Raw genomic sequence first — 22,258 nt, 5'->3', positions numbered from 1 at the left:
TTGCGCGAACTCGCTGGCTGACAATGACCACTCAGCAATGGTTTTGCTCACGCAATGACCATTAGGCTTGAATCTGACAGGTTCGGCGTTCGCACGAAGATCGATGTGCATGACCGTCTGCTGTCAATAACACTGCATTTCCGGTATCGACCCATAACCGACCACCGGCGCGAAGGAAAGCAGACGTTCAACGTCTGGTTCAGCGGCGCCAAAAGATGGAGTGGCATTCTGCGACGTACTGCCGAAGGCATTCGCAGAATGCCGCGGAGTGTTCGAAGTCTGCTGGAACAACTTATTGGGCAATATATTATCGCAATTGCGATTCTTTTTAACTAGGCAAATTCGCATATTAATGGACGCCTAATTTTCCTTCTGTTTTTGTGTGCTGTTCTTTTTCACACATGGCTATTTCAAAACCTGGCGGAAGCGATGTGCGTTCGTTTCCACATGCCCCAGACAGTTGTTCAATTGTCAATTGATGACTTCCGTCTAACTTGGCGTCAGTTAAGTTGGCTCCAGAAAACGTTGCGTGACCCAGTAAAGAGCCCTCGAAATTCACACCAAGCAATGTGGCACCATCAAAGTTTGCATAACGAATGGTGGAGTAACTTAGATCTGAACCTTGCAGTCCGGCATTTTTAAAACTTACCATGGCTAAGTTTGCATAGGACAAATCCGACACGAAAAGCTCAGTACCTTCGAAATCCGCCCGAGTTAAATTGGCTCCTTTCAATTTTGCGCCGCCTAACCACAGTGGATGATCGAGATCTCTAGAAGATAAATTGACACCCAGAAGGGATGTGATTTCTTTTATTTTGTAAAGGCACCAAGATTTCGTACCTTGATATAGCGATGACTCTAGCGTGCCGCCAAAGATTTTAGAACAGAATAGGCCATCCGGGCTATTGAGATATTCCAGGGCGCTAGCTTTCCCAGAGTTTCCTGGTACCCGAGCTTGTATCAATTGCCAAGCGCGAAATTTTCTATCCTCTACCGCCTCAACTAGATTCAACCATGATATAGCGACAGCTAGAAGTAAAGATGCTGCCGCGACGATGACCCCCCAAGGTTCGACCTCTTGCACGAAGCGGCGCATCCGGTGAGAGATTGTTTTCTGATTTGTCATGGGTTAGCTGTATCAATACTAGGTGTGACTATGCCTAACTTGTAAGTTGACGTCCTGACACTAAACTTGATTCGCAGTTAGTTTTAAGTCAGGAATAATATCAGTACAAAGGCGATTATATTCTTGGTCCATCGTAGCTAGACCAATTAAACTTTTCGATAGCATGTTCGCTATAGGAATAACATCCTCTCCGTCCGTTCCTGGCCGACTGCAGGCTGTCACCGCCGAACCGAGCCCAGTGGCGGCTCTCCTCTCAAGATAAGACCCAAGCCGTCACAAACTTTGCAGACGGCCTGCTCGTACGGGTCGCGCCCGGTCCCCTTGCAATATCGGCACTGTTTGCGATCCACGTTGCTCACCGTCAATACTCCGTTGCCCTTGCAGATGCTGCAAGGTGTGGTTGCAAACGGATCGCTCCCGGTGCCGACGCAGAATGCACAGGCTAGCTCTTTACCTCCATCGCCATTTGAATCAGGACAGAAGCTTTCCAGTCCGCCCTGACTCTCGCCTTGAATCGCTGCCAGTGCAGCGGTCTCCGCTCGATGCTTCCACTGTTTCAGAATGTCGACCGTGTATCGTCCGGTGTCGTTGTCGATCAGCTTTGCACAGTTCTGACATAGCCAGATCGCGTTCTCTATCGACTGTCTTTGTGTAGAGGAGAGGCGCCCGTCGAAACGTGGCCCTCCGGGCGCTGCTGCGGTGATATGCGCTCCGACTCCGATGTTTACTGCCTCTGAGGCAGAGGTTCTCGGTCCTGCAGTTTGCTTGCGACACGCGGGGTTTGAGCACCGGACGCCCACTCGTTTCGCGAGGGTTTCAACAGTCAAGCGGGCGAAGTCGTCACGGGACACGTGGATCTCACGGAATTCTTGGCGCTACGAATAGCGTTTATCTGCTGCCCCGAAAGCGCCCAGCTCAACCGCTGCTGAGACCTCCGAAGCTAGGTTAATAGCATACGCCAAGATTGGGGTTTGTGTCGTTTCGTGTGGAACGGAGCCGATGCCTGTGCCGAGCCCTGCGGGCGCCCCCACCCCTAGCCCCGCCCCCAAGGGCGGTGAAGTCCTCGCCGCCGGACGGGCTCGGGGGCCGGCCGCGAAAAGCCGCAACCAGCCCCAAGCCCTTGAGCGTACTGGCGTTTCTGACGCCGTCAAGGGTGCGCTCCGCCGGGCTTCGCCCGCCCTTGACCGCGCCCTCAACGCCGCTGTTCGGGATGGCCATGCCTGCGCAGCCCCACAGGTCGGTCGTCGTCCGTTCCACACGAAACGACATAGACCCCAAGATTGCTTAGCGTGCCGCTTCGTGATGACTTTTGCATCATGCATCGAGAGGCTCTTCACGACCCGATGCGGACAATCGAGGTCTTGGAAAGCGGACGCCCAACGTTTGAAATCACCGGCGCTGTGCGGCTTTATCGCGCAGCTTCCCTTGGAGCGCAGTGTTAGATTTTTCACTCCTACAGCTTGTCAAAGACGGCTGACTGCAATTTTTCGATTTCCTCCGTCAAGAGGCCGAGGGCCGGGAATGTCTTTCCTTTCCTCGTTCGGTATTCCAAAGCCTTTTCTTTATAGGCAGCCGAAAGTCGAAGGGTTTGCTCAAGCTTCACTGTTTCGGGCAAACCTGCACCTATTGCAAGAGATGCTAATGTTTCCAAGTCGTGGCTGATCGTTTTCAGGTCTTTAATTGTTCGCTTGTGCTTGTACAGAAACGCCTTGAGCAAGAGCTCTGCCGAGTGACCGAGCAGGTAGTAAATTGCCGACGAGTAACCTATGCGACCGCGGGGTCGTGCCTGTAACACCCGAGCGGCCTCTAAGAACTCCCCCGATAGAGAAAAAAAGGTGCCGTCGTCTTGGCTTTTATCGCCATCGACGTGGAAGCCAAATATCTCTCGGCAGCACATTTGATAATAGTCCACATTGAAACTCCGTGACGTTTGAGGGGGTTGTGTCGTTCCGTGTAGAAAGCGGCACGTCGCAATGTAGGCAACAGCGTACACCCAGATCGCTTCAACGACTGCTTCGGGTCAACTTGGTCACCGTCTCTTCCTGGCCGACAGGCGCTACTCCGTGTAGTGAAAATAGCCGCGCTGTCGCGTCCGGCGCTACGCTGAGATACCTCAGCGTGAAAAAGCCGGAACTAGGCCGGTTCGGTGTTGGGTCGCTGCTCGGGTCAGTCGCCGAAGTGGTCATGACTCGGCATCGAAATGGGCGCACTCTTGCGCACCGTGAAGGCGGCAACTCGGCAAGTTGGCCGTCGTTGCTATTGGTCATTTCTCGCGAAAGAGCAGAAAGGCGAGGCCTCCAACAATTAAGACGCCCACCCATTGAGTTAGAAGCATTCCGACATGCACTTGAGCTACGAAGGACCCTAAGGTAGGCGGAAAAAATACGAATCCATAGCCAGCATTAAGAATTACTCCGTTTTCTCCGATAAATCTGAATGGCGGAAAAAGAGCCATCAGCATGACCACGGCAATCATGCCGATAAGTAGTTTTTGCTGCTTCGAATTCATAGTCATCCTCTACACAACGCCCGACCTTGTTATCGGGAGAAGTTTTGCTACATAACTCCGACGCCGAGTCTCTAACTTGGCGCCGCTCGGAGCTTTGAAAGCCTCACCGAAGCAGGCTCTGCGCCCTATATTAGTTGCTTCTATACAGCATTAGAAAATCGTGAAAATCGGCACTCCGCAGGCTAGGCTCATATCCTACACCTAGGCCGGCTCAGTGACTGCTTTCGGCATACTTCTCGACCGTCTCTTCCTGGCCGGCAACCGCCGACCACGGTCTGGCTCGAAAGCAGTCGGTTAGCGCGCTGCTTTGTCGTTGCTAAGATCCTTTCTTAATCGCGCACAGGCGGCCACAGGCGGGCCGTATGAACCAGTGTCAGTATCCACACTGTTTCGCCGTCGATCTGATACACCAAGCGATAGCTTTCGTGCGGGATCAGCTCGCGGGTGCCGGGAATCCTCCCCGGCTTGCCACGATGGGGATGCTGAGCCAGCAGGGCGGCTGCGTCGCTGAACAGCTCATCCATTCGCGAAGCCGCACGTGGGTTGTCGGCAGCGATGTAGTCCCATACGTCGGTGCGGTCCTGCTGCGCTTCTGGTGTCCAGACGACCCTCACGGGCGATTCGTCACATTGGCACGCCGTGCGGAAAACTCGGCTTCAATCTCATCGTTCGATCGCCCCTGGCCGGCACGCATCGAGGCCCGGCCGGCCTCGACCTTGTGGCGCAGGAACTCATCGTAGTCCCGTGCCTCGCGCTGGCGGTGAACAAACTCGCGCATGAGCTCGCGCAGCACCTGCGACGCCGGGCGGTGGGCGGCTTCGGCTTCCGCCATGAACTCGGCGCGCAGCTCGGGTTCCAGCTTCATTGTGAAAACGGCTTCTTTCGACATGATCAGGCCTCCTGTCAAAGGGTACTAACCAAGTATATACATGATCATTACATCGCGCGCCGCACAAAGTGCAACAAGGCGAGTGGTGCTGTATCAGCTGTGCCGGCACACATCTGCTTGGCAACGGGCTCGACAAGGCTTCAGCACTATTGATAACCTATTTTATCAATAGCAAATGCCTGCAAGCTGTTGCGCACGCAAGACCGCCGCTGTATTAGTATCTAATACACAAGACCAGCCCAGAAAGGAGCCGTCAGCCGAGAAACAACAGCGTCACCTGGGTGAACACTTCGAAGGCTTCATCGCCAAGCAGATCGATGCCGGCCGCTTCGAGTCCAAGAGCGAAAGTGGTGCGCGCCGCGATGCGGGCTGCTCGAAGAGCACGAACAAAAAGTGAGCGCCTTACGTCAGGCCCTGGTCGAGGGCGAGACGAGCGGCGAACCGGTGCCGTTTCGCAATGGCGTCGATCATCGAGGAGCACGCCAGGAGGCCAAGAGCGGTTCCGTGGATGCTTGAACTGCTTGTTCGCCGCGCGCACCGCCGCGACCTCAAGGACATCTGGCGCTACACCGTTCAGCAATGGGGCGCCGCGCAGGCGGATCAATATCTGTACGACCTCGATCGCGAGATCCAGGGGCTTTTGAAGTTTCCCGAGCTGGGGACGCCGTACGATCTGATCCGAGCGGGCTACGGCGGCTGCATGTGAAACGTCACCTGGTGTTCTATCGCCGCGACGGTCAGCGTCTTGAGATTGTTCGTGTGCTTCACGACGCCATGGATGTCAAAAGCCATCTATGACCCGCGTGATCTTGTCGAAGGATTGGATGACCACCCCCTGTGAGCGACACAAGCCCCCTCCCCGCCATCCCCGGCCGTTCGCTTCCCGGCTCCTGACCGCCGAACAGTTCCAGCGCCTGGCCGACGTGCCGCCCGAGATCGAATGGTTCGCCAATCTCGGCAACAAGGCCACCCGTCGCGCCTACGAAAACGCCCTCGCGGATTTCATGAAGTTCACCGGCATCGTGAAGCCCGAGGAATTTCGCACCGTCACACGCGCCCATGTCATCGCCTGGCGCGACGACTGGTGCAGCGCACGCTGAGCGGCATGACCGTACGGCATCGCCTGGCGGCACTGTCGTCGCTGTTCGAGTCCCTGTGCGAGAAGAACGCCGTGACCCATAACCCAGTCAAGGGGGTCAAGCGCCCACCGGTGGAAAGCTACGAAGGCAAGACCCCGGCCCTCGGCGACCACCAGGCGCGCAAGCTGCTGGACGCGCCCGACGGCGCGTCGCTCAAGGGCAAGCGCGACCGCGCCATCCTGGCCACCCTGCTCTATCACGCCCTGCGGCGTGACGAGCTGTGCCGGTTGACGGTCAAGGACTTCAAGCACGAGCGGCGCGGGGTGCCGCACCTCAAGGTGTTCGGCAAGGGCGGCAAGATCCGTTATGTCCCGCTGCACCCCGCGGCCAGCGGCTTGATCGGCGACTATCTTGAGGTCGCGGGGCATGGCGCGGACGATACGGGCGCCCTGTTCCGACCCATCCGCAACAACTGCACCGGCACACTGGAAAGAGCGATCACACCCGACGCGGTTTACAAACTGGTGCGGCAATACTCAGCGGCACTGGGTTTCGCGATTGGAGCGCACGCGTTGCGGGCGACCGCCGCGACCAACGCGCTTGACCACCAGGCCGACATTGCCAAGGTGCAGGAGTGGCTGGGTCACGCCAACATCGCCACGACCCGGATTTACGATCACCGCAAGACTCGGCCGGAGGACAGTCCGACCTTCAAGGTCGCCTACTAGAGAATGCTATCGTTCTTTATCAGTCAGGACCGCCCACTGGGTTTTTGCGCTTGATTTCCGTCGCGAAATCCTGCCGACGGTGACTCACCGTGGCTTGAACTGAGGGACGGCGCTCAACATCCGGAGGGCGTCGAAGTTGCCATGCGTCATTTATGCTGTCGCGCTTGGCGTTGTGTAGTTTGCCACCGTTCTCGAGCGGAAGTGCCGCGTAAAATTTGCCTATGATTCGCTCCGAACTCATCAACCGACTCGCTGCCCTTTTCCCGCAGTTCACAACCAAAGATACTGAACTTTCGGTCAAAGCCATTCTTGAAGCGCTGAGCAACACGCTGGTGAAGGGGGACCGCATTGAAATACGCGGTTTCGGAAGCTTCGGGCTCAACTACCGGCCGCCCCGTACTGGGCGCAACCCAAAAACCGGTGAGGCCGTGCGGGTTCCAGCGAAAGCTGTGCCCCACTTTCAGGCGGGGAAAGAACTGCGTACTAAGGTCGACTCGGGCAGATAACGGCCAATTGCGGTCGTTCGATGATTCCGGCAAGCAGCCATCTGAACGGCTGCTGTACTTCGCAAGCTGCCAGAGGGCCAATGCACACAACTCGGCCGAAGACGACGTTGGCGCCACAGGCCCGGGGGCGGCCGGTACGGCTTTCCTACCGGACTTAGGGGGAGAATCACGACATCCGGTAGCTTTTCGCTTTCCGTTGCGCCATGATTCCACCCAGAGAGAAGGTTCGCCAACTTGACGTGCAGCCGTTCGAGCGAGTTAAGCAGCCTAAAATGCGCCTCCCCTCCTCGATTCGATTTCTTGCGTAAGTTATTTTTTATCGTCACCCCAGTCGCGAGATCCTGATGATACGCAACTAGCTTGTGTAGTGCTGCATTCTTGACGGAACTCTCAATCGGGGTGAAAACAGAGAGAAGCCCTTGCGGCGGCTCAAATATATATGCCACGTAGCGTGCAACACTACACTAGGGAGGTTACGTGTTTGCCTCAGATGAAGAAACCTACGCAGCTCTCGATGAACTGGCTCGTCTCGTTGGCACTTCGGAGCGCCCCTTGGTTCTTTGGATTGGGGCGGGTGCGAGCATGTGGGCGGGGTATCCGTCGTGGCTTGAGCTAACGAGTCAAATGCACTCCACGTTTTCACGAGAAGAGCGAGCCTATGATAAAACTATAGCCAGCCAGCTGTTATCAGACGGCGATTATCCAAAGGTTTTCGAGCATATGAAGATTGCCAATCGGGTAAAATATAACGATAGCCTTGTGCGGGCCCTGGGGCCGCGTGGTGGGACCGCAGTATATAGCAGGTTTCTGAGTTCTCTTAAAATAATATCTCCATTATTTCTCGTCACCACTAACGTTGACGAATCTCTCGAACGGCATTTCCATGAGCCAGTTCTCGTTCAGAACTCTGATATTGAGCGCATACCTGCCCTGATCCACCAGCGCCGATCGTTCATCTGTAAATTGCATGGCTCCGCGAGCGCCGTTGAAACGGCAGTTTTCGCATCGAGCGACTATGAAGAAATTTCACATAACCAGACCTACTTGAGTGTATTGCGATGGCTCCTCGGAGATGCTCGCGTTATTTTCATTGGCTACGGATTGAATGATCAATATGTGATCCGTGTTCTGGAGCGGAGTGCTGGAGATCGCCCGTTGTTCGGCGCAGGACCTCACTTCGTGGTTACGGCGAACGATGCCTCAGGTCTACCTGCAAACGTTAAACGCGTTCGGTATATCGCAGAAGTGGCCGACCATCGAGAGGCGCTGGCGGCGCTAGAGGTGGTCGCGGACTCCTATACTCAGTTCCAATATGTGTCCGCTGAGTTTCCTAGCAATCAACCAACCAAAGCACAGGAAAGCATCTATTTTCTTCCCGAATTAATGACCCCGGGCACGTGTGAAACCTCCCAAACCATAAGTGTCGAGTCGGCGAACGGCGATGTGAAACAGATGATTGTTGGCCCCGGCTATGTTGATGGTGAGATACAGCTCAATAATTACTCAGCCCTTCACGATATCGTTGTGGGTCTCGTATGTTTTGATGCACTGTGCATATGCATAGGAAGCGTTGGCAGGGTTCATGAGCTATTAGGGTCACCCATATTCTGGGAGTTGGTAGCCAACGGGGCCATTCGTGTAGTCATTCCGCCCCCTGACCCTGCGGTTGTGTTTCAGGATCAAGACTCCGTTGTAGGGAAATTTGGATTTATAGCGCTTGGGTCACGCAGCAGTACCTTTGAACAATTTTCGCCGCGAACGGCAAGCGACTCGATCCGTCGACAGCTTTCGTCAAGCGCTGGACGCGAGAAAGATGCTGAGCAATACTTCCAGATTTTAGAGTCCAGTATGCTGGACCTTTCCATTGGCGAGCCATTGAATCTGGCAGAGCGGACACGTGCGGCTCTCGTCCACCCGTCTGTACGCCGCCTCTTAGGTATGAGTCGTGGCACACCGCTTACGTCGGTACCTCGCTGGCTGACCTACCCACTGCTTCGACTCGCAGGTGTGGTTTCAACGGGAATAATCTGCCAACGGATCGGAGCATCTGCAGCTCGCTTGATTTTCGGAAGCGAGAGTCTGGCTGGTGCGGCATTTTCAACGTCGGTCAGTCAAGCGTGGGCTGACGATGCAGCGAGCTACGTTCTAACCGGCCGTTACAATTCTGATGTCGGGTTGTCGCTTGCGGAGGACCCGACGCTACTACCACAAGTTGTCGCCTTTCGGCAATCTCAAGGCGGTGAGATATTTCGCCGCGAAGTCGCCCAGAGATTAGAAACTAATGAGGGGGGACTGCTCGCAACGGCTGTCAACGCTGGCCTACGGCAAGCGATTCCTCCGGCCGTTCTCGAAAGAGCGCGGGATCAGCTTTCCGGGCTCTTTGAGCCGCGCGGAAGAATCGCCAAGCTTGCGCCCGCCGTGTTCGGCGATTTGAGAAATTCCGATGTCTGTATTGCTGGTTGGCGAAAGCGGAGTCGCGCAATTCTAGCCAGCCACTGCGAGCTATTTGACTTGAACCCATATAGCGCATGTCCTTGTGGCTCTGGCGAGAAACTGAAGTTCTGTTGCCGGGAAGCCTTGTCATAACTTGATCTGCTTAACAGGATATCGCTGACGGCTACTATTCGGTGGTACCCTTCGGTGGCCGCATAAAAAGACAGCGAGGGTTGCGTTGGATCGACCATTGTGTTTTTGCGGCAGTCAAAAGAAAAGGCTTCGCCTCTTGAACGCGCTATGGTAATTGCAGACTTCAACAAAGCATAGCTATTTATAACTCAATAGCCAATTGTTTCTGACGTTGCTCAACGCAGCGGTCAAGAACGGGGACAAGCGAGCTTCGCCAGAATTTGCGCTGCGGCCTACCTGCGATGTTTGGTACCAGAGGAGAGTCCGTGGATAGCTTTGAAGCTATCGTGAAAACTCTACTGGAAGATGATGGGTTCTGGACTCGTCAATCCGTCGAAGTGAATGTTTCTAAAAATGAAAAGTGCCAGATTGGAAAGCACACGATTCCGCGAACGGAAATTGATCGGGTTGCGTATAAAATCAGCGTCAAAGGAGGTTCTTGGAATAGATGGTATATCGTTTCCTGACTCTTCCGGCGTTCACCTCTCTTGCCTCCAAGAAAGGCACCACATTCCAGAGGGGCGATATAAACTATTTACTTTCGCGAACTATCGAAACATCATGTTTAATGGCTTCAATCACGACTTGTTGAATATGGGGTTGATCGATTCTCCTCATAGCATCCGGCTTGGCTTAGCTGCTGGAACGGGTTACCAGCGATCAGAATTCCGGATTAACGGTTATTTAAGAAGTTAAGGTATTTTCTTCTGGGGGCCTACAGAGACAAGAGCTCGCTTTCGGGTTTTTTGCAAAGCAGGGTTATGAAAATACCCCCACGGTCGCTGGCCGAATGGTAGCGGCCGATTTTTCTATAAATCCCTAGTTTCGACGATCAAATCGGCAGAGTCCTGCAATAACTGCGAACCCCGCAAGATAATGTGCTCCTTAGTGTGACTAGATTTGCGACGAATATTATGCAGGTGATTAACTGGGCGGGCGTATTCCGGATTGGATTAGCACCCCTCGATTTGAGCCGCGATCGAATGAGAAAACATGCTCTCGCGGATGCTCCTCGCAGCGTCCGACGATTCGGCGCGGGAAATCGGGCTCTCCCCGGTCCAACTTTACCATCCACTCACAGATGGGGCAGTTTGCTGAATAGCGATGCACATGGATCGTACTTGGCGCATCGGTAGTTTTCGAGCGACTGATTTCAACCGTTGCGCCAAATTCTTTCCAGGCCAGCATCCACTCTGGAGCAATAATAATCCGATCCTCAAACAGACGAAAAATCCCGCTGAAGTGCCAGTACGCGCCCCACGGCAACCCAATAGCCATCGCTAGAACCAGCAAGTCCTGGCCAGTCACTGGTTCTTTTCGGTACCAAAGGATCAACCAGAGCAGGCAGTCGAATCCGACCACGCTTATCAAAAACAGTAGCTGCCAAGACAGGTAACTGTAGCGCTTAAAAGGTGTCCATTTGAGGCCTTGGTTGAAGAACAGCTTGCCCAGCCAGGATAATCCCAAGGACAGATCGCGCTTGTAACGAATGGTGTTCGGCGGCAGCGCATCGTCGTCTTCGGTTAGCGCACATTCTGAGGGAAGCAATGCTTTCACACCCAAGCGATAAAACGCAGGCTTGCCATTGTCTTTTTCCAAGACCGGATACACCTGCAATCCATCCTGACGGCAAAGATCAATCAGCCTTGCCTCAATTTCTGGGTAGTGTCGGGTTTCAATGTCCTTCCAGATTGAACTTAGCCACGCGGATGGCTCCAGCTTTGGATTACCCTCCAGGTCCATATGAATTGCCTTGGTTGGCACACGTGGTGGTCCCTTGCCTTGCCTTGCGGAAAGCGCCGTTTGCGATGCCAGATAGGCCATCACCTTCCCACTCCACATCTGCCTTCTGTCACTTGGAATTGCTTCGATCAAGATCTCTCCAAGTCGCACATAGTCACTCGGCGTAGCCTCACACAAGCCGAAACCAACCGATTGATCTACTTCAACGTTTACCACCATAAACTCACCCTCAAATGACTCAAACTGACTACTGACGGACGCCACCAAGGCCTAGCTTGGTCCTTGTCATCAAACGAGGCCAGGCAAAATGCAAAAAAACAGCGATCTGCAACATAGTATTCCATTCGGGAGTCACGTACCCAGCCAGCGCATGGTTACGGCCACGGAAGTTGCCAACGGACGAGCATGTGAGTGTATCTGTGCCGCCTGCAGCGTCCGATTACGGGCAAGACAAGGCGCCATTCGGGTTTGGCACTTCGCCCATGACGAAGAGACGAACTGCCAACATGCGGCCGAAGCAGCCATTCATCGCATGGCGAAACAGATGATTGCTGAGCGAGGCAGCGTTTTCGTGCCGCAAAGGCAGCTCTCGCGGACTATTCACGGCAAAAAGCGTGTGTGGAACGAGACGATCACCGTCGATGTGCAGTCTGCTGGTCTTCAGATTCTGGCAGATTGCACGCAAGAAAAGACGATCGGCGACAGTACGTCCGAAGGTGACTCGCGGCGCCCGGATGTCTTGGCGTCGCTGGAGGGGCACCCGTTGGCGATTGAAATCCGCAACACCCATGGCGTCGAGTTCGACAAGCAGGACTGGCTTGAACGCCTCGGATATTCCGTACTGGAGATCAACGTTGCAGACATTGAGAAACTACCGCCTGACGAGATCCCTGAGGCACTGGAACTTCGCCTGTTCCAGACATCAGTTCGGTCTGTCTGGCTTGCTCATGCCAAGGATCATGAGGGGAAGCACACCCTCGACCAACTGGAAGTGCAGATCAGAGCAACGCGAAGTGAGGAAGAACAAGCCCTTCTCGCGAAGCTCGACGCTGGAGAAGCTGAACGGAAATTGAAGGAGGAAGCCCGCAAGCGCTACAGAGACATCGAAGACTTCAAAATCAGCCTCGGCCGCTGTACGGTAAGAGTCGGCCGAAACGAGCGGCGGGTCTCACTAAAGATACACGGATATGCACCTGAGTCAGTCTTTGAAGGGACCAAGCTCCTCGGGCGCAAACATCATGGGCACTTCAACGAAAAAAGCTCGGTGTTGGGAGTTCTATCGCCATTCCGAGAACGAGGCATTCTTCCAGCAACTCTGCGCCGAGGTCCAAGAAGAGTGCCTCGAGTGCTGCGGCGGTGCCTCACCGTCGCCATCAACGCCGCAACGAGTGGCACGCCCTCCTGCTGAAGTGACGATAGACCAGCCGATCTATTTCGACGATCCAGCCCTACAGGAAGGATTCGACGAACGTGCGGCGCTGCTTGAGTTTGAAGCAGGTTTCGGGCGCGAGGAGGCCGAGAAGCAAGCACTAGCTGAAATTACCGCTTCGCGGCTCCCCGAAGGCGAATAACATGCGGGTACCTTAACGACTGCTTGCTGCCAAATTGCCGCCCGATACCGACCGATCTGCCACTGGAAGCGTTGGCCGAACAGCCGCCGGGGTCAGTGGTCAGCGAGCGGCAGCTTGTTGATCACAAAGCCGCCATAGCACTTGCAGACGTCATCAGGCTGCTATGGGTCGTGAAGAGCCTCTCGATGCATGATGCAAGAATCATCACGAAGCGGCACGCGAAGCAATCTTGGCGTATGCTATCGACCTAGCTTCGGAGGTTTCAGCAGCGGTTGAGCCGAGCGCTTTCGGGGCGGCAGATAAACGCTATTCGTTATGCGGCATATGTGGAGGTACCGTCATGACTCAACGCGCTTCCGTCTTCGTCGGTTCGTCCTCAGAGGGGCTTCTGGTCGCAAAAGCGGTACAAAAGGCACTCGACGGGTTCGCCGACGTGAATCTCTGGAGCCAGGGTGTCTTTGAACTTTCATACAGCTATCTCGAATCTCTCATCAAGGCCATCGAGACTTCAGACTTTGCAGTATTGGTTCTGACGCCCGACGACCTGACACAAAGTCGAGATCACGACGCAGTCTCTCCGCGCGACAACGTTGTGTTCGAACTTGGGCTCTTCATGGGCCGGTTGGGGCGGAATCGTTGCTTGCTTCCTGTATGACAAGACCAACGACCTAAAGCTGCCAACGGATTCTACTGGGCATTTCCGCCGCCACATATCGGCCACACGGCCAGCGGCAACATCCATGCCGCCATTGGTCCGGCCTGCACTTCAATTGAAGAGCGCATTTGCGCCTTAGGTGGGCGACCGAGACTGCTCAAAGTCACAGCCGAAGATACGCAGTCTAGTTCAACAGTCCCGAACCTCTCCGGCGCGTGGGCGGGCTTCTTCCCAGACGGAGATAAACCGGATCAACAGAAACAAGCACACTTGAGATCGAGCAGCATGGCTCTTTCGTAAGAGCCACGATTACGCGCGAGGTGCCAGAAGGAACTAGGGTCTTCGACTACGAAGGGCGGTTCACCTCTGGGCAACTGGTCCTGTTCTTCGAGGACAAACAGGGGAGGGGCTATATCGTTGGGACAGTCGTACTCTACCTTTCTGGGGATCTTCGTACGCTTGTTGGCCGGTCCACCTATTACGACCATACGAAGAAACAAGTAGTCTCGGCGTCCAGGGAATACCGGCGAATGAAGTCAGCAGGATGAGCAAGACCGCCGCATAACCAAGCGGTCGAGAGGGACACTCCGCCAGCAGGCTTCGATTGCTGCCTCCGCGCCCCTCACCTTCGACGTTGAACGGCAGCTTTTCAATTCGAGCTACTTCCGCTTAGGGTCGTCAGCACTCGATGATGAATGGCCGCTTCCGGGAAGCGAAGCAAAGTCGCCGATTATCGAAAGTCGCTGTCATTTTCAACGCCAACCGCCATCGGAAGGGGAGCATGAACATCGGGTCGTACACATAATCGCAGCATCTCAATGGGGGGCGTCTGCAGGTCTCTACGACGATAGCGCTGGATCCTGCCTGCCTCGTCAGACTTAAGATCCTTGCCCGGCCAGCGTTTTCGGCGAGACGACAACCAACAACCGGGATATGGATGTTCATAGATGTCCTTTGACCTAGGGTTGCGACGTAAGCCAAACGCAGAAATTATGTCGAGCGTGTGGCAGCGTTAGATGTTGCCGTGCCAGTCCCTGCCTGGCGTCGTCACCAAGGCACCTCGACAACTTTCCATAATCGGCGACTTTGCATAACGACCCTTTTCTGCCCGTCGCGCTTTCAAGAAGCGGACATTCAATGTCCCACACCACCTGCCGGCGGAGGCGGGCGAAGCCCGCTGTAGCCAGTCAGGTGAATGCGGATGTTGGCTGGCTGAACCGTCTCTCACCGGACCAATTCGATCTCGCTCGGCCGCCAGGATTTGTCGAAGAACGACGGAAGCGGGCTGTAGAGCCGAAGGATCGTAAACCAGCCCTTCTTAGGATCGGTCTGGATCCAGTTGCCGCGATCCACGCCGCCTGGCTGTTCAGGACTGAACCAGATCGTGGTGGTACCGTCTTCAGCCGCCTTCGCCGCCGGTGAAGGGTAGCTCTGCGACCCGGCGCGCGGATATTTCTGGGGCGTCTGCAACATCGACCGTGTCTGGTTATCGTAGAGCGTGAACGACCAGAACGCCTTGGCCGGGATACCCTTTGGCAGCGTCACTTTGTAAGCCTTCGACCCATCGAACACATCGCCGTTGGCATCCAGGAAACCCATCAGATACTGCGATCCCACGCCGGGGATGTTCATGATCATGCCGGGGCTGTCGAGGGTGTAGCCGTAGTAGAAGGCCGTGCGCGAATCCAGGGTGCGGGCACCGGTCGGCGGTAGCGGTTTGAATGCCCCGTCCTTGAACGCGGGTGGTGGAGTCTCGAAGAAGGCGCCGCCTTCCCAGAGCATGTTTCCCCACATCGAGTTCGGGTAGTAGGCCCAGTCCGGGTGAGCCTCGAAGGGGCGCCAGTTCAGCACCCGTCCGGCTGCCTGGCCTACAACGGCGGCATCGGTGAGGATCTTCTTCATTCGTTCGTCAGGCGCAAACTTTTTGCCCTTGACGATGCCGATGGCGGCGAGTTGCCCGGAGAGCTCCACATCATAGCTGGCGGCGGGCTCGGCCTGGACGTTTTCGTTGATCCATTCGTAAAAGCCGAAATCGCTGGGCGGGATGGTATTGAACGACAGGTTGCTCGCATCGATGAACTTGGTGTCGGGGATCTTCGGGTCTCCCCCGAGGCGGACCGCGCCGGTCAGCGCCTCAGCGATGCTGGTGCCGTAACCGCCCGCGGCATAGGGGTAGATCTTCATGTTCGCCTTGACGTTCTCGACCGCCGGCTTGGGATCGTTATTAACCAGATAGGCGCGCGACGCGTAGAGAACCCGGTTCGTCTTGGAGTGGGCGACGAAGTATCCACCCTTGGGCAGCGGCCCATCGTAATCCGGACCGACGATTAGATACTTGCCACCCCGGCCGCGATCTGGTCCGGGGCCACCGACGTCGATGATCCACGAGAACCACATGTCGTTGATGGTCCCGACGCCATCCGAAGGCTGTTCGATCACCATCGGCCCCTTCGAAAGGTCGATGACGGAGAGGTAGTAGACGGTGTCGGCGTTTCCGGTCAGGAATAGGGACGTGGAGTCGAGCAGTTTAGGTGTAATGACGACGTCGTTGTAGTTGGCGCCGATGCTCTGGAAGCCCTTGTGGAAGCCCAGGGCGGAGGCGCCGCGAAAGCTGTTGTTGTATACGTTAAGCGCGCGGGTGAAGGCGAGCGTATCGAATACCTTTTGAGCAGTGTCGGCGCTGGGCGCGCCGTCCTTGAAGTTCAGCGTTCCGATCGATGTCTCGACGCTGTCGGGCGCGCCAAGTGAGCCAATCGTCTTTTTCGATACTTCGGCCTGTACTGTCGCGGCCAAGCCAGGCAAGGCAAGCACGACAAGGGCCGTCCATACTGTTAGTCGTCTGTGGATCTGCATAATTAGTGCTTTCCTTTTTCTTGTTAAGGGGATGGTAATCCCCCAATTTTAGGCGAACGGAAAACGGAACGGCTGGCGGCCAGAGAAGCACGAGCGCAGTCGGAGATTTCTCTACTGCGTTGAGGCCTTGACGGAGGCGGCGCGGATGAAGCCGATGGCGGGGCCGAACTGGACCTTCTGCCAACCGGCGCTGGCGTCTTCCAGCGTCCGTCGGCCAAGCGTCCGGTTGGATCAGGGCGATCGCCGCCGCGGCGTCTTCCGGCGCCGCGCGCAGCAGCGTCGGCTCGCCGGCGGCCAAGGTCGGTGCCGCGGCGCGGGCCGTGAAAATGGAAGCGAGCGCCTCGACCTGGGCGGAATCGCCCACTTCACCGTGCAGGGCGGCGGGGTCCATCCCGCGGCAACGTTCCAGCACCGCTGTCTCGACGACCGTGGTGGCGTACTGCGCCATCGCCACGATGTTGTCGGACAGCTCGATCCGCGTTTCAGGATTTTCCGAGCGAATCAGGTCCCGACCGAGCAGCGACCATTCCCGGAAGTGGCCGGTGCCCTGGCAGTCGGGCGCGGTCAGGGTGACCTGCTGGCCCTTCGAGAAGATTCGGTAGCTCGCTCCCATGCCCGCCGCGCGGCTCGCAAGGTCCGCCGGGGCCACCGCGATCTCCGACTCCGGGCCGATGCCGCGGATGTCCCAGCGCTCGCTGCGACTGCGGCGCAGGCATGGGACTCGACTAGGCAACGAAAGATCAACGCCTTGATCCGCGGCCTTTGCTGCGGCTGGCAGTGGCGGGCTGAAGCTGACGCTGACGGCGTTGTCGGTCCAGGCGGGCGGGGCGGCCAGCTTCTGCTTCACGTCGTCGTCAGAGGACTGCAGCAGAAGGTTGAGCAGGTCCAGCGCGGCCAGCGACGGCGGATTCACCTCCAGCGTCCGGCCGCTGAAGTTGAAGGTCCACGCCCATTGCCGCGGCCGGTCGGTGCGTACCAGGTAGAGGTGTTCGTCATGGCGCACCGTGCCCTCGATACCGGGGCTCAGCGTCACGATCATGTTGCCGGAGGCGGGCAGGGCCTGGCCGGCCGGTTCGAACTCCAGCTTGGTGCATTCAAAGCTGACCGCGCGTGCGCGTTGCTGCTGCGGCAGAACGAGGCCGACGCTCAGGGGGTCGATGGCCACCGCTTCGCCAGCGTTCAGCCGGTCCAGCAGCGCCGGCGTCTGGGCGTCGGTCATGCCGAACTCCAGCGGCGCCCACCAGAGTGTTGTTGAAGTCGAAATCCTGCAGCAGCCGGCTGCGCAGGTCGTTGACCGTCTGGTCGAACAGCGGCTTCAGGGCGGTTGCCATTTTCGGTCAGGGAGGCGGCCTCTAGACTGTCGCGGCCGCCAAGCAGCGTCACGATTCCGTCGAATACGGCGTACAAACGACCAGTCGACGGACAACTGCTTGAACACAGTCGTCTCGTAGGCCTTGCTCATCAGGTACAGGCTGTACTGCAGCGACAGGCGGGCGTTCTGCGCCATGCCCTGCACGACCTCGTTCGCCTCCGGGCTGAGTCGCAGCGACATTGTTCATCCTCTCCGCCTGCAGCAGACGCACCCGCGTCGGCTATTGGCGGCGAGGCGGCCGTAGCTCTCCGGCGATTTCGTTCAGCAGCGCGCAAAGTCCGCCGAAGATGCGCGCCTGGTCGGCATCAGCGTTAGCAGGTCGCCGGTGACCGTCTGCCACTCGGGGCTGGAATCCTCCAAGCTTCGCCAACTCCGCCTCGATCTGCGCGTCGGACACCTGCAGCGCCTTGAACGACTTCGCCGGCGCGGGCAACGGCGGGCCGATGCCAGTAGGCCACGTCGCCCCCAGCCACTTGGCGGCCAGCGAGGCCTGCCTTTTTTGCCGCTGTTCGGCTTGTGTCCTGGCCTTCTTGGCTTCCGCCTCGGCCTTCTTCTTCGACGCAGTGGCCTTGTTCTGCGCCTGACGCGCATTGTCGATGGTGTCGCCCATCTTGCTGACGGTGTCCGGCACGTCGGTATCGGAATCGGTCAGGTCTGCCGCCACGTTGGCCAGGTCGCCGAGTGCCCCCGCCGCCGGCTGGACGTAGGGGATCACCCTGGGCGATCGCGTGGCCATCTGATGACGAACTGATCTGCGCCCGGATATGCAGGTCTGGCGAAGGCCTCGTTGTACAGCATGGTGCGTAGGGCGTCGAGCTTGTGCCCCATGGCGCGCCAAGCGCTCCTCCAAGCGCCATCAGGTCCTGATCCAGGGCCCTCGACGCGCGCCTCCGCCTTGTGCAGCCCGGACACCACCCGATCGGTGTCTCGGACCAGCGTTGTCCCTCAATCGCGCTGGCCATGGCGTTGGCCGCACTCTCGGCGTTGCGCTCGGAATCGCCGACCCAGGCGGCGAGCAGCAGAATCTCCAGGGCCCCGTTCCGCTTGCCGCTCGTGCCAGCCGGACCGTCGAGGCAGCGACCAGCAGCGGCATGATAGCCCAAAGGATTGCCGAAGGCATCCAGTTGCGTGTTGAGCCGGGTCAGCAGCGATGCCGCGTCGGATCTGGCGGCTGCCCAGGCGGCGGTAAGGTCCGCGTCCCAGGCGCCTGCGGCCGTCGGCATCGGCTGCGCGAGGGCGGCCATGTACGGCTTCAAGAAACCCGGCCACCGTCTCGCGCTCGCCGGCAAGCAGCGCATTCGCGGGCATAGCGCAGCACCGTCCTCAGCTGCAGCGGATGCAGCCAAGCAGACGGCGCCTCGACCAGGCTAACCGCACCCTGTTTCCCGTCGCCGCGGGCGGCGGGCTGGGCGGTATGGCTCTTGCCGTCCACGAAGGACTATCGGGCTGCCGTCGATCGACCGTACGTGGGAGGCGGCGGTAGCGCGGAACAGATCGAACTGATTGGTCACCTCGTAGTGAGCGCAGGTTGTGGGATGGCCGGCCCGGCCGCCGCGCACGTCGCCGGCCTTGGCGCCGGCACGTCCGCCGCCGTTGGCCAGCAGGGCCCTGACCGAGGCCGCGTTGGTGGTGAAGGCACCGCCATTGCCACCGGAGCCCGGCACACCCGGCTCAACGGCGTCCTGACCGCTGCTCGGCCATTTCTTGGCGCCGTAGTGGCCGTGGTACTGGGGGATGAAGCCCCACTTCCAATGGAAGTCGGCATAGACGCAGGGATGCGGGTATTTCGCCGTGGCGGTGTTGAGGTGGCCGGAATCTCGGAGTTGAAACTGGTTGCTGACCGTCGACATGCGGTCGCCGGGCTGGCCGTCGAAACCGTGCCCGGCAGCCTGGCCGTGGCCACCGAGCGCAAGGAAGGCCTTTTGCGCTGCCGGGGCATCAATGGTGTCAAGGAAGAGGGTGATCGTGCCGGCACTCGGGCCGGCGATCCCGTCGCCCGCCTTCCGGCGGTTGACGGGATCGCCGTCCGGCGCCTTGGCGACATCCCAATCCAACGGACTGGTGTTGATGCGGCCGTCGTCGCGGATTGCTAGCCGGCGGGCGAAGATCGTGACGTCGGTTTCCGGCAGCGACAACTCGCCGTGCAGCGTGACGGTATCGGCGACGATCACGACGCTGCGGCGCTTCTCCTTCGGCCGGTCGGCGTTCAGCTTCTCTGTCCGCGGACGGTTCAGCTGACGGAAGATGCCGTTCGGGGCGCCGTCCTTGAGCACGATATCGACGCCCGACACCAGGGTCTCGGGGCGACCATCCGGCCGCACGCGGTCGGTCTGCCGTAGGTACAGCTCGCTGTCGCGGGCTGGCGGTTCGCTGCGCGCGACCAGGATCTCCCGTTCACGGCCTTCAAGCACACTTGTCTGCATAAGGTCACCTCCACGGTAAGCGTAGGAACTTCAACGCCAGGTTTCAAGGGTGCGGGTGAGTGTTGAGTCCGGTCAATCGTCCGGACTGGCGTGGGCATGGCCAGAAAACCGCGCCGTTCGGAAGTCTGCACAAAGGAGTCTTCCGGGCGCTGGTCGTGCCCTCGGCTCGGCGACCAAGCGCCGGGGTCGGGCAGCAGCGGCCAGCCGTTGTTACACTTCCCGTCAGTGTCATCGGCGACCACTTCCGCATGGACCATCATGCCGGGCCACTCTGCGGGTCACCGGCTTGCAGCTAAGTAAGCGGTCAGACCAGCGCGGCAGAAATGGTGGCTCTCGATGGGAGAGGGTGAAGCCCGCCTGGCGCTGGGCAGTCTGTTTTACAGGACACTTCGGCTGCAGGACGTCGAGGTGGACAATATGACGGCGGGGGTCCGCGACCGGAACGCGCTGGTTTCTGCTTCGGCAGCGGGCCCTGCTGCAACTGGGGGTTGTAAGCGGGAACCGTCAAATATGCGGTGCACTACATATTCGGCGATATGCAGAGTCCAGGAATATGCAGAATTGCAGGCGTGGGAGCCTTGTGCTGACGGCCATGTCGGCTCCCATCGCTCAGCATATTCAAGCGCCCCGCAGCGAGGCGATCAGTTTGTCTGGCGCCCGGAACCGTCCTTTTTTTAGTGAGAGCGGCACAACGGCGCTCATTGCATCCAGCTTTTCTGTTGGGTCCGCCCGCAAGTAAATTTCGGTCGTCTGGATGTCTGCATGGCCGAGCCAGAGCGAGACTTTGCGGATATCCCCGTTGCCTGCAACACCATCATCGCGGCGCTGTGCCTCAGGCTGTGCGGCGAGATGTGCCGTTGCTTAAGCACGGGATATCGTTCGGCGGCCGTCTGAACGTATTTGTTGAGAATGTACTCGAAGCCGGATCGAGTTAGCGGCTGGCCGCGCGCATTAACGAACAACTCCGTCGCCGGCGCCGGACCGCGCACCGCCAACCACGCGCGCAAATCCACGCAAGTCTGCTTCCAGAGTGGGAGCAAACGTTCCCGACGGCCCTTGCCCATGATCCGCACATTGGGCGATGGTTGCCACTCGATCGCATTTATCGGCAGGTTGACCAGTTCCGAAACGCGCAACCAGCGGAGAAGCTAGGATGAGCATAGCGCGGTTAGCGGATGCCGTCGTGGAGCTGGAGACCGGCGCAGTGAGAACGGGCGCATCCATCCATCGGACAAAGAAACTGAGCAGTGGGAATCCCCCCCCCCGGGGCTTCGCCGGGATCGCCAAAATGCGCCGGCTGGTCTCCACGCAGCTGCCCGGCACGCGAGCTCAGATAAAGGAATGCAGGACATTGACGCCACCCAGCGGGCGTTACGCGTGAGTCGCGCGGGCCATTGTTGGCGTCGGTGAAAGGGTCTGCAGAAGTCCATCACCAATTTGGCGTCGATATGCTCAAGACTTAGCGCGATGGCGTAAGACGCAAGTCGCTTGCGGCAAAACCGAACAGCAAAGAAGGCCGTAGCATAGCTGTAGCACAGTGTCTCGATAGCGCCACGTTGCGGGCGGCGTTCGCGCAAAAGGCTGGTGTATGCGCGGGGCGATTCGGTGTCATGGCGTTTGCTCCTCGAACAAGCGCCGAATACGTCGACGATATCCTACAATCATAGTGGCGAGCTTTTCCACATACCAGTATAGTGGGCTGCTTGGGGCGGACCAAGGTAGCGTTCATCAGTGCCAGCATGGGTACCACTGTGGGTCGGAGCATGGGGAAGCTATCAGCGCATTCGACGCAAAGGTTCTTGTGACGAAAATCGATCAGCCGGCCGGGCATCGGTGCCCTGTTGGAGGGGAAGACCGCAGGGACTGAAAGGAGTTTGTGCCGCACCAGTACGGATACACTGGCGTAGGGACTCAATGGACGACCCGCTGTGTCGAGAGGAACATATGGGCATCATTGTGGCAACTCGGCGGCGTTCGAAAGATATCGCTCCGTTGCAGCTGGGTCGTCGAGGGCAACGTGCACAGCCGGCCTTTTTTAAACTTCGTGTGCGGTCACCCAAGCCGTCGCGGAAAGTCTGGAAGATGGAGGCTGATGGCTTCCGGAAAAAACGCAGCCGGTTGCGGCCAGCCCCAGGCCCCAATCAAGGTGCTGTTAGGTCTGCGCCCGTAGCGTCCTGGC

19 protein-coding genes and 2 pseudogenes are annotated in these 22,258 nt (G+C 57.9%); 10 read left to right on the top strand and 11 right to left on the bottom strand.

Annotated features, from left to right (window positions below; genetic code table 11):
- Positions 1 to 349: 349 nt before the first annotated feature.
- From QZ648_RS12510 to QZ648_RS12490, 5 genes are all read right to left on the bottom strand, one after another.
- Positions 350 to 1,126: a pentapeptide repeat-containing protein gene (locus tag QZ648_RS12510; protein WP_291997260.1), complete on the bottom strand. Its 777-nt coding sequence runs from the start codon at positions 1,124 to 1,126 to the stop codon at positions 350 to 352.
- Between the two features lie 1,453 nt (positions 1,127 to 2,579).
- A complete protein-coding gene (locus QZ648_RS12505; protein ID WP_291997259.1) occupies positions 2,580 to 3,038 on the bottom strand; it encodes a hypothetical protein in 459 nt (152 codons plus the stop codon).
- Between the two features lie 351 nt (positions 3,039 to 3,389).
- Positions 3,390 to 3,635, bottom strand: a complete 246-nt coding sequence (locus QZ648_RS12500; protein ID WP_291997258.1) for a hypothetical protein — start codon at positions 3,633 to 3,635, stop codon at positions 3,390 to 3,392.
- Between the two features lie 329 nt (positions 3,636 to 3,964).
- A complete protein-coding gene (locus QZ648_RS12495) occupies positions 3,965 to 4,249 on the bottom strand; it encodes a type II toxin-antitoxin system RelE/ParE family toxin (RefSeq protein WP_291997257.1) in 285 nt (94 codons plus the stop codon).
- Positions 4,246 to 4,524: an antitoxin of toxin-antitoxin stability system gene (locus QZ648_RS12490; protein ID WP_291997256.1), complete on the bottom strand. Its 279-nt coding sequence runs from the start codon at positions 4,522 to 4,524 to the stop codon at positions 4,246 to 4,248. Before QZ648_RS12490 ends, QZ648_RS12495 begins: the two co-directional genes overlap by 4 nt.
- A 224-nt stretch (positions 4,525 to 4,748) precedes the next feature.
- On the opposite strand from QZ648_RS12490, the pseudogene QZ648_RS12485 reads away from it, so the two are divergent.
- The 7 genes and pseudogenes from QZ648_RS12485 (at position 4,749) to QZ648_RS12455 (ending at position 9,929) form a co-directional block, all read left to right on the top strand.
- A pseudogene (locus QZ648_RS12485) lies at positions 4,749 to 5,040 on the top strand (type II toxin-antitoxin system ParD family antitoxin).
- Positions 5,033 to 5,230 (top strand): type II toxin-antitoxin system RelE/ParE family toxin, encoded by a 198-nt coding sequence (locus QZ648_RS12480; protein WP_291997255.1) that lies wholly within the window; start codon positions 5,033 to 5,035, stop codon positions 5,228 to 5,230. Before QZ648_RS12485 ends, QZ648_RS12480 begins: the two are co-directional and overlap by 8 nt.
- On the top strand, positions 5,227 to 5,322 hold the full coding sequence (locus QZ648_RS12475) for a hypothetical protein (protein WP_291997254.1): 96 nt from the start codon (positions 5,227 to 5,229) through the stop codon (positions 5,320 to 5,322). The genes QZ648_RS12480 and QZ648_RS12475 overlap by 4 nt, the downstream gene beginning before the upstream one ends.
- A 26-nt stretch (positions 5,323 to 5,348) precedes the next feature.
- Positions 5,349 to 6,331 (top strand): annotated as a pseudogene (locus tag QZ648_RS12470) (tyrosine-type recombinase/integrase).
- A gap of 221 nt (positions 6,332 to 6,552) precedes the next feature.
- A complete protein-coding gene (locus tag QZ648_RS12465; RefSeq protein ID WP_169068583.1) occupies positions 6,553 to 6,837 on the top strand; it encodes an integration host factor subunit beta in 285 nt (94 codons plus the stop codon).
- A 477-nt stretch (positions 6,838 to 7,314) separates the two neighbouring features.
- Positions 7,315 to 9,423, top strand: coding sequence for an SIR2 family protein (locus QZ648_RS12460; RefSeq protein ID WP_291997253.1), 2,109 nt, complete (start codon positions 7,315 to 7,317; stop codon positions 9,421 to 9,423).
- Positions 9,424 to 9,728: 305 nt separating this feature from the next.
- Positions 9,729 to 9,929, top strand: a complete 201-nt coding sequence (locus QZ648_RS12455; RefSeq protein ID WP_291997252.1) for a hypothetical protein — start codon at positions 9,729 to 9,731, stop codon at positions 9,927 to 9,929.
- 457 nt (positions 9,930 to 10,386) lie between these two features.
- On the opposite strand, the gene QZ648_RS12450 is transcribed toward QZ648_RS12455, so the two are convergent.
- Entirely contained in the window at positions 10,387 to 11,337 is a 951-nt protein-coding gene (locus QZ648_RS12450) for a hypothetical protein (protein WP_291997251.1), read from the bottom strand.
- A 175-nt stretch (positions 11,338 to 11,512) separates the two neighbouring features.
- Between QZ648_RS12450 and QZ648_RS12445 the strand changes: the two genes are divergently transcribed.
- The 3 genes from QZ648_RS12445 to QZ648_RS12435 all read left to right on the top strand — a co-directional run bounded on the left by QZ648_RS12445 (position 11,513) and on the right by QZ648_RS12435 (position 13,431).
- Positions 11,513 to 12,613, top strand: a complete 1,101-nt coding sequence (locus QZ648_RS12445) for a competence protein CoiA family protein (protein WP_291997250.1) — start codon at positions 11,513 to 11,515, stop codon at positions 12,611 to 12,613.
- Between the two features lies 1 nt (position 12,614).
- Positions 12,615 to 12,776, top strand: coding sequence for a hypothetical protein (locus QZ648_RS12440; protein ID WP_291997249.1), 162 nt, complete (start codon positions 12,615 to 12,617; stop codon positions 12,774 to 12,776).
- A 340-nt stretch (positions 12,777 to 13,116) separates the two neighbouring features.
- Entirely contained in the window at positions 13,117 to 13,431 is a 315-nt protein-coding gene (locus tag QZ648_RS12435; RefSeq protein ID WP_291997248.1) for a nucleotide-binding protein, read from the top strand.
- Positions 13,432 to 14,655: 1,224 nt separating this feature from the next.
- On the opposite strand, the gene QZ648_RS12430 is transcribed toward QZ648_RS12435, so the two are convergent.
- The 5 genes from QZ648_RS12430 to QZ648_RS24970 form a co-directional block, all read right to left on the bottom strand.
- A complete protein-coding gene (locus QZ648_RS12430) occupies positions 14,656 to 16,284 on the bottom strand; it encodes a DUF1254 domain-containing protein (protein ID WP_291997247.1) in 1,629 nt (542 codons plus the stop codon).
- Between the two features lie 1,315 nt (positions 16,285 to 17,599).
- On the bottom strand, positions 17,600 to 17,836 hold the full coding sequence (locus QZ648_RS12425) for a hypothetical protein (RefSeq protein WP_291997246.1): 237 nt from the start codon (positions 17,834 to 17,836) through the stop codon (positions 17,600 to 17,602).
- Positions 17,837 to 17,876: 40 nt separating this feature from the next.
- On the bottom strand, positions 17,877 to 18,371 hold the full coding sequence (locus QZ648_RS12420; RefSeq protein WP_291997245.1) for a hypothetical protein: 495 nt from the start codon (positions 18,369 to 18,371) through the stop codon (positions 17,877 to 17,879).
- 652 nt (positions 18,372 to 19,023) lie between these two features.
- Positions 19,024 to 20,079, bottom strand: coding sequence for a hypothetical protein (locus QZ648_RS12415; protein ID WP_291997244.1), 1,056 nt, complete (start codon positions 20,077 to 20,079; stop codon positions 19,024 to 19,026).
- A gap of 698 nt (positions 20,080 to 20,777) precedes the next feature.
- The gene (locus QZ648_RS24970; protein WP_366144132.1) at positions 20,778 to 21,215 is read right to left on the bottom strand and encodes a tyrosine-type recombinase/integrase; all 438 of its coding nucleotides are present in this window, start codon (positions 21,213 to 21,215) and stop codon (positions 20,778 to 20,780) included.
- Between the last annotated feature and the right edge of the window lie 1,043 nt (positions 21,216 to 22,258).

Origin of the sequence: Candidatus Accumulibacter sp. ACC012 (assembly GCF_907163155.1) — a bacterium.
GTDB lineage: Bacteria > Pseudomonadota > Gammaproteobacteria > Burkholderiales > Rhodocyclaceae > Accumulibacter > Accumulibacter delftensis.
Note: the sequence above shows the minus strand (reverse complement) of the source record. Positions and strands in the feature narration are given on the sequence as shown.

Coding starts and splice junctions, on each gene's coding strand:
- QZ648_RS12490 (WP_291997256.1), bottom strand. CDS start 4,524: ATGTCGAAAGAAGCCGTTTTCACAATGAAGCTGGAACCCGAGCTGCGC.
- QZ648_RS12430 (WP_291997247.1), bottom strand. CDS start 16,284: ATGCAGATCCACAGACGACTAACAGTATGGACGGCCCTTGTCGTGCTT.
- QZ648_RS12435 (WP_291997248.1), top strand. CDS start 13,117: ATGACTCAACGCGCTTCCGTCTTCGTCGGTTCGTCCTCAGAGGGGCTT.
- QZ648_RS12510 (WP_291997260.1), bottom strand. CDS start 1,126: ATGACAAATCAGAAAACAATCTCTCACCGGATGCGCCGCTTCGTGCAA.
- QZ648_RS12445 (WP_291997250.1), top strand. CDS start 11,513: ATGCAAAAAAACAGCGATCTGCAACATAGTATTCCATTCGGGAGTCAC.
- QZ648_RS12415 (WP_291997244.1), bottom strand. CDS start 20,079: ATGCAGACAAGTGTGCTTGAAGGCCGTGAACGGGAGATCCTGGTCGCG.
- QZ648_RS12500 (WP_291997258.1), bottom strand. CDS start 3,635: ATGAATTCGAAGCAGCAAAAACTACTTATCGGCATGATTGCCGTGGTC.
- QZ648_RS12480 (WP_291997255.1), top strand. CDS start 5,033: ATGCTTGAACTGCTTGTTCGCCGCGCGCACCGCCGCGACCTCAAGGAC.
- QZ648_RS12465 (WP_169068583.1), top strand. CDS start 6,553: ATGATTCGCTCCGAACTCATCAACCGACTCGCTGCCCTTTTCCCGCAG.
- QZ648_RS12425 (WP_291997246.1), bottom strand. CDS start 17,836: ATGTCGCTGCGACTCAGCCCGGAGGCGAACGAGGTCGTGCAGGGCATG.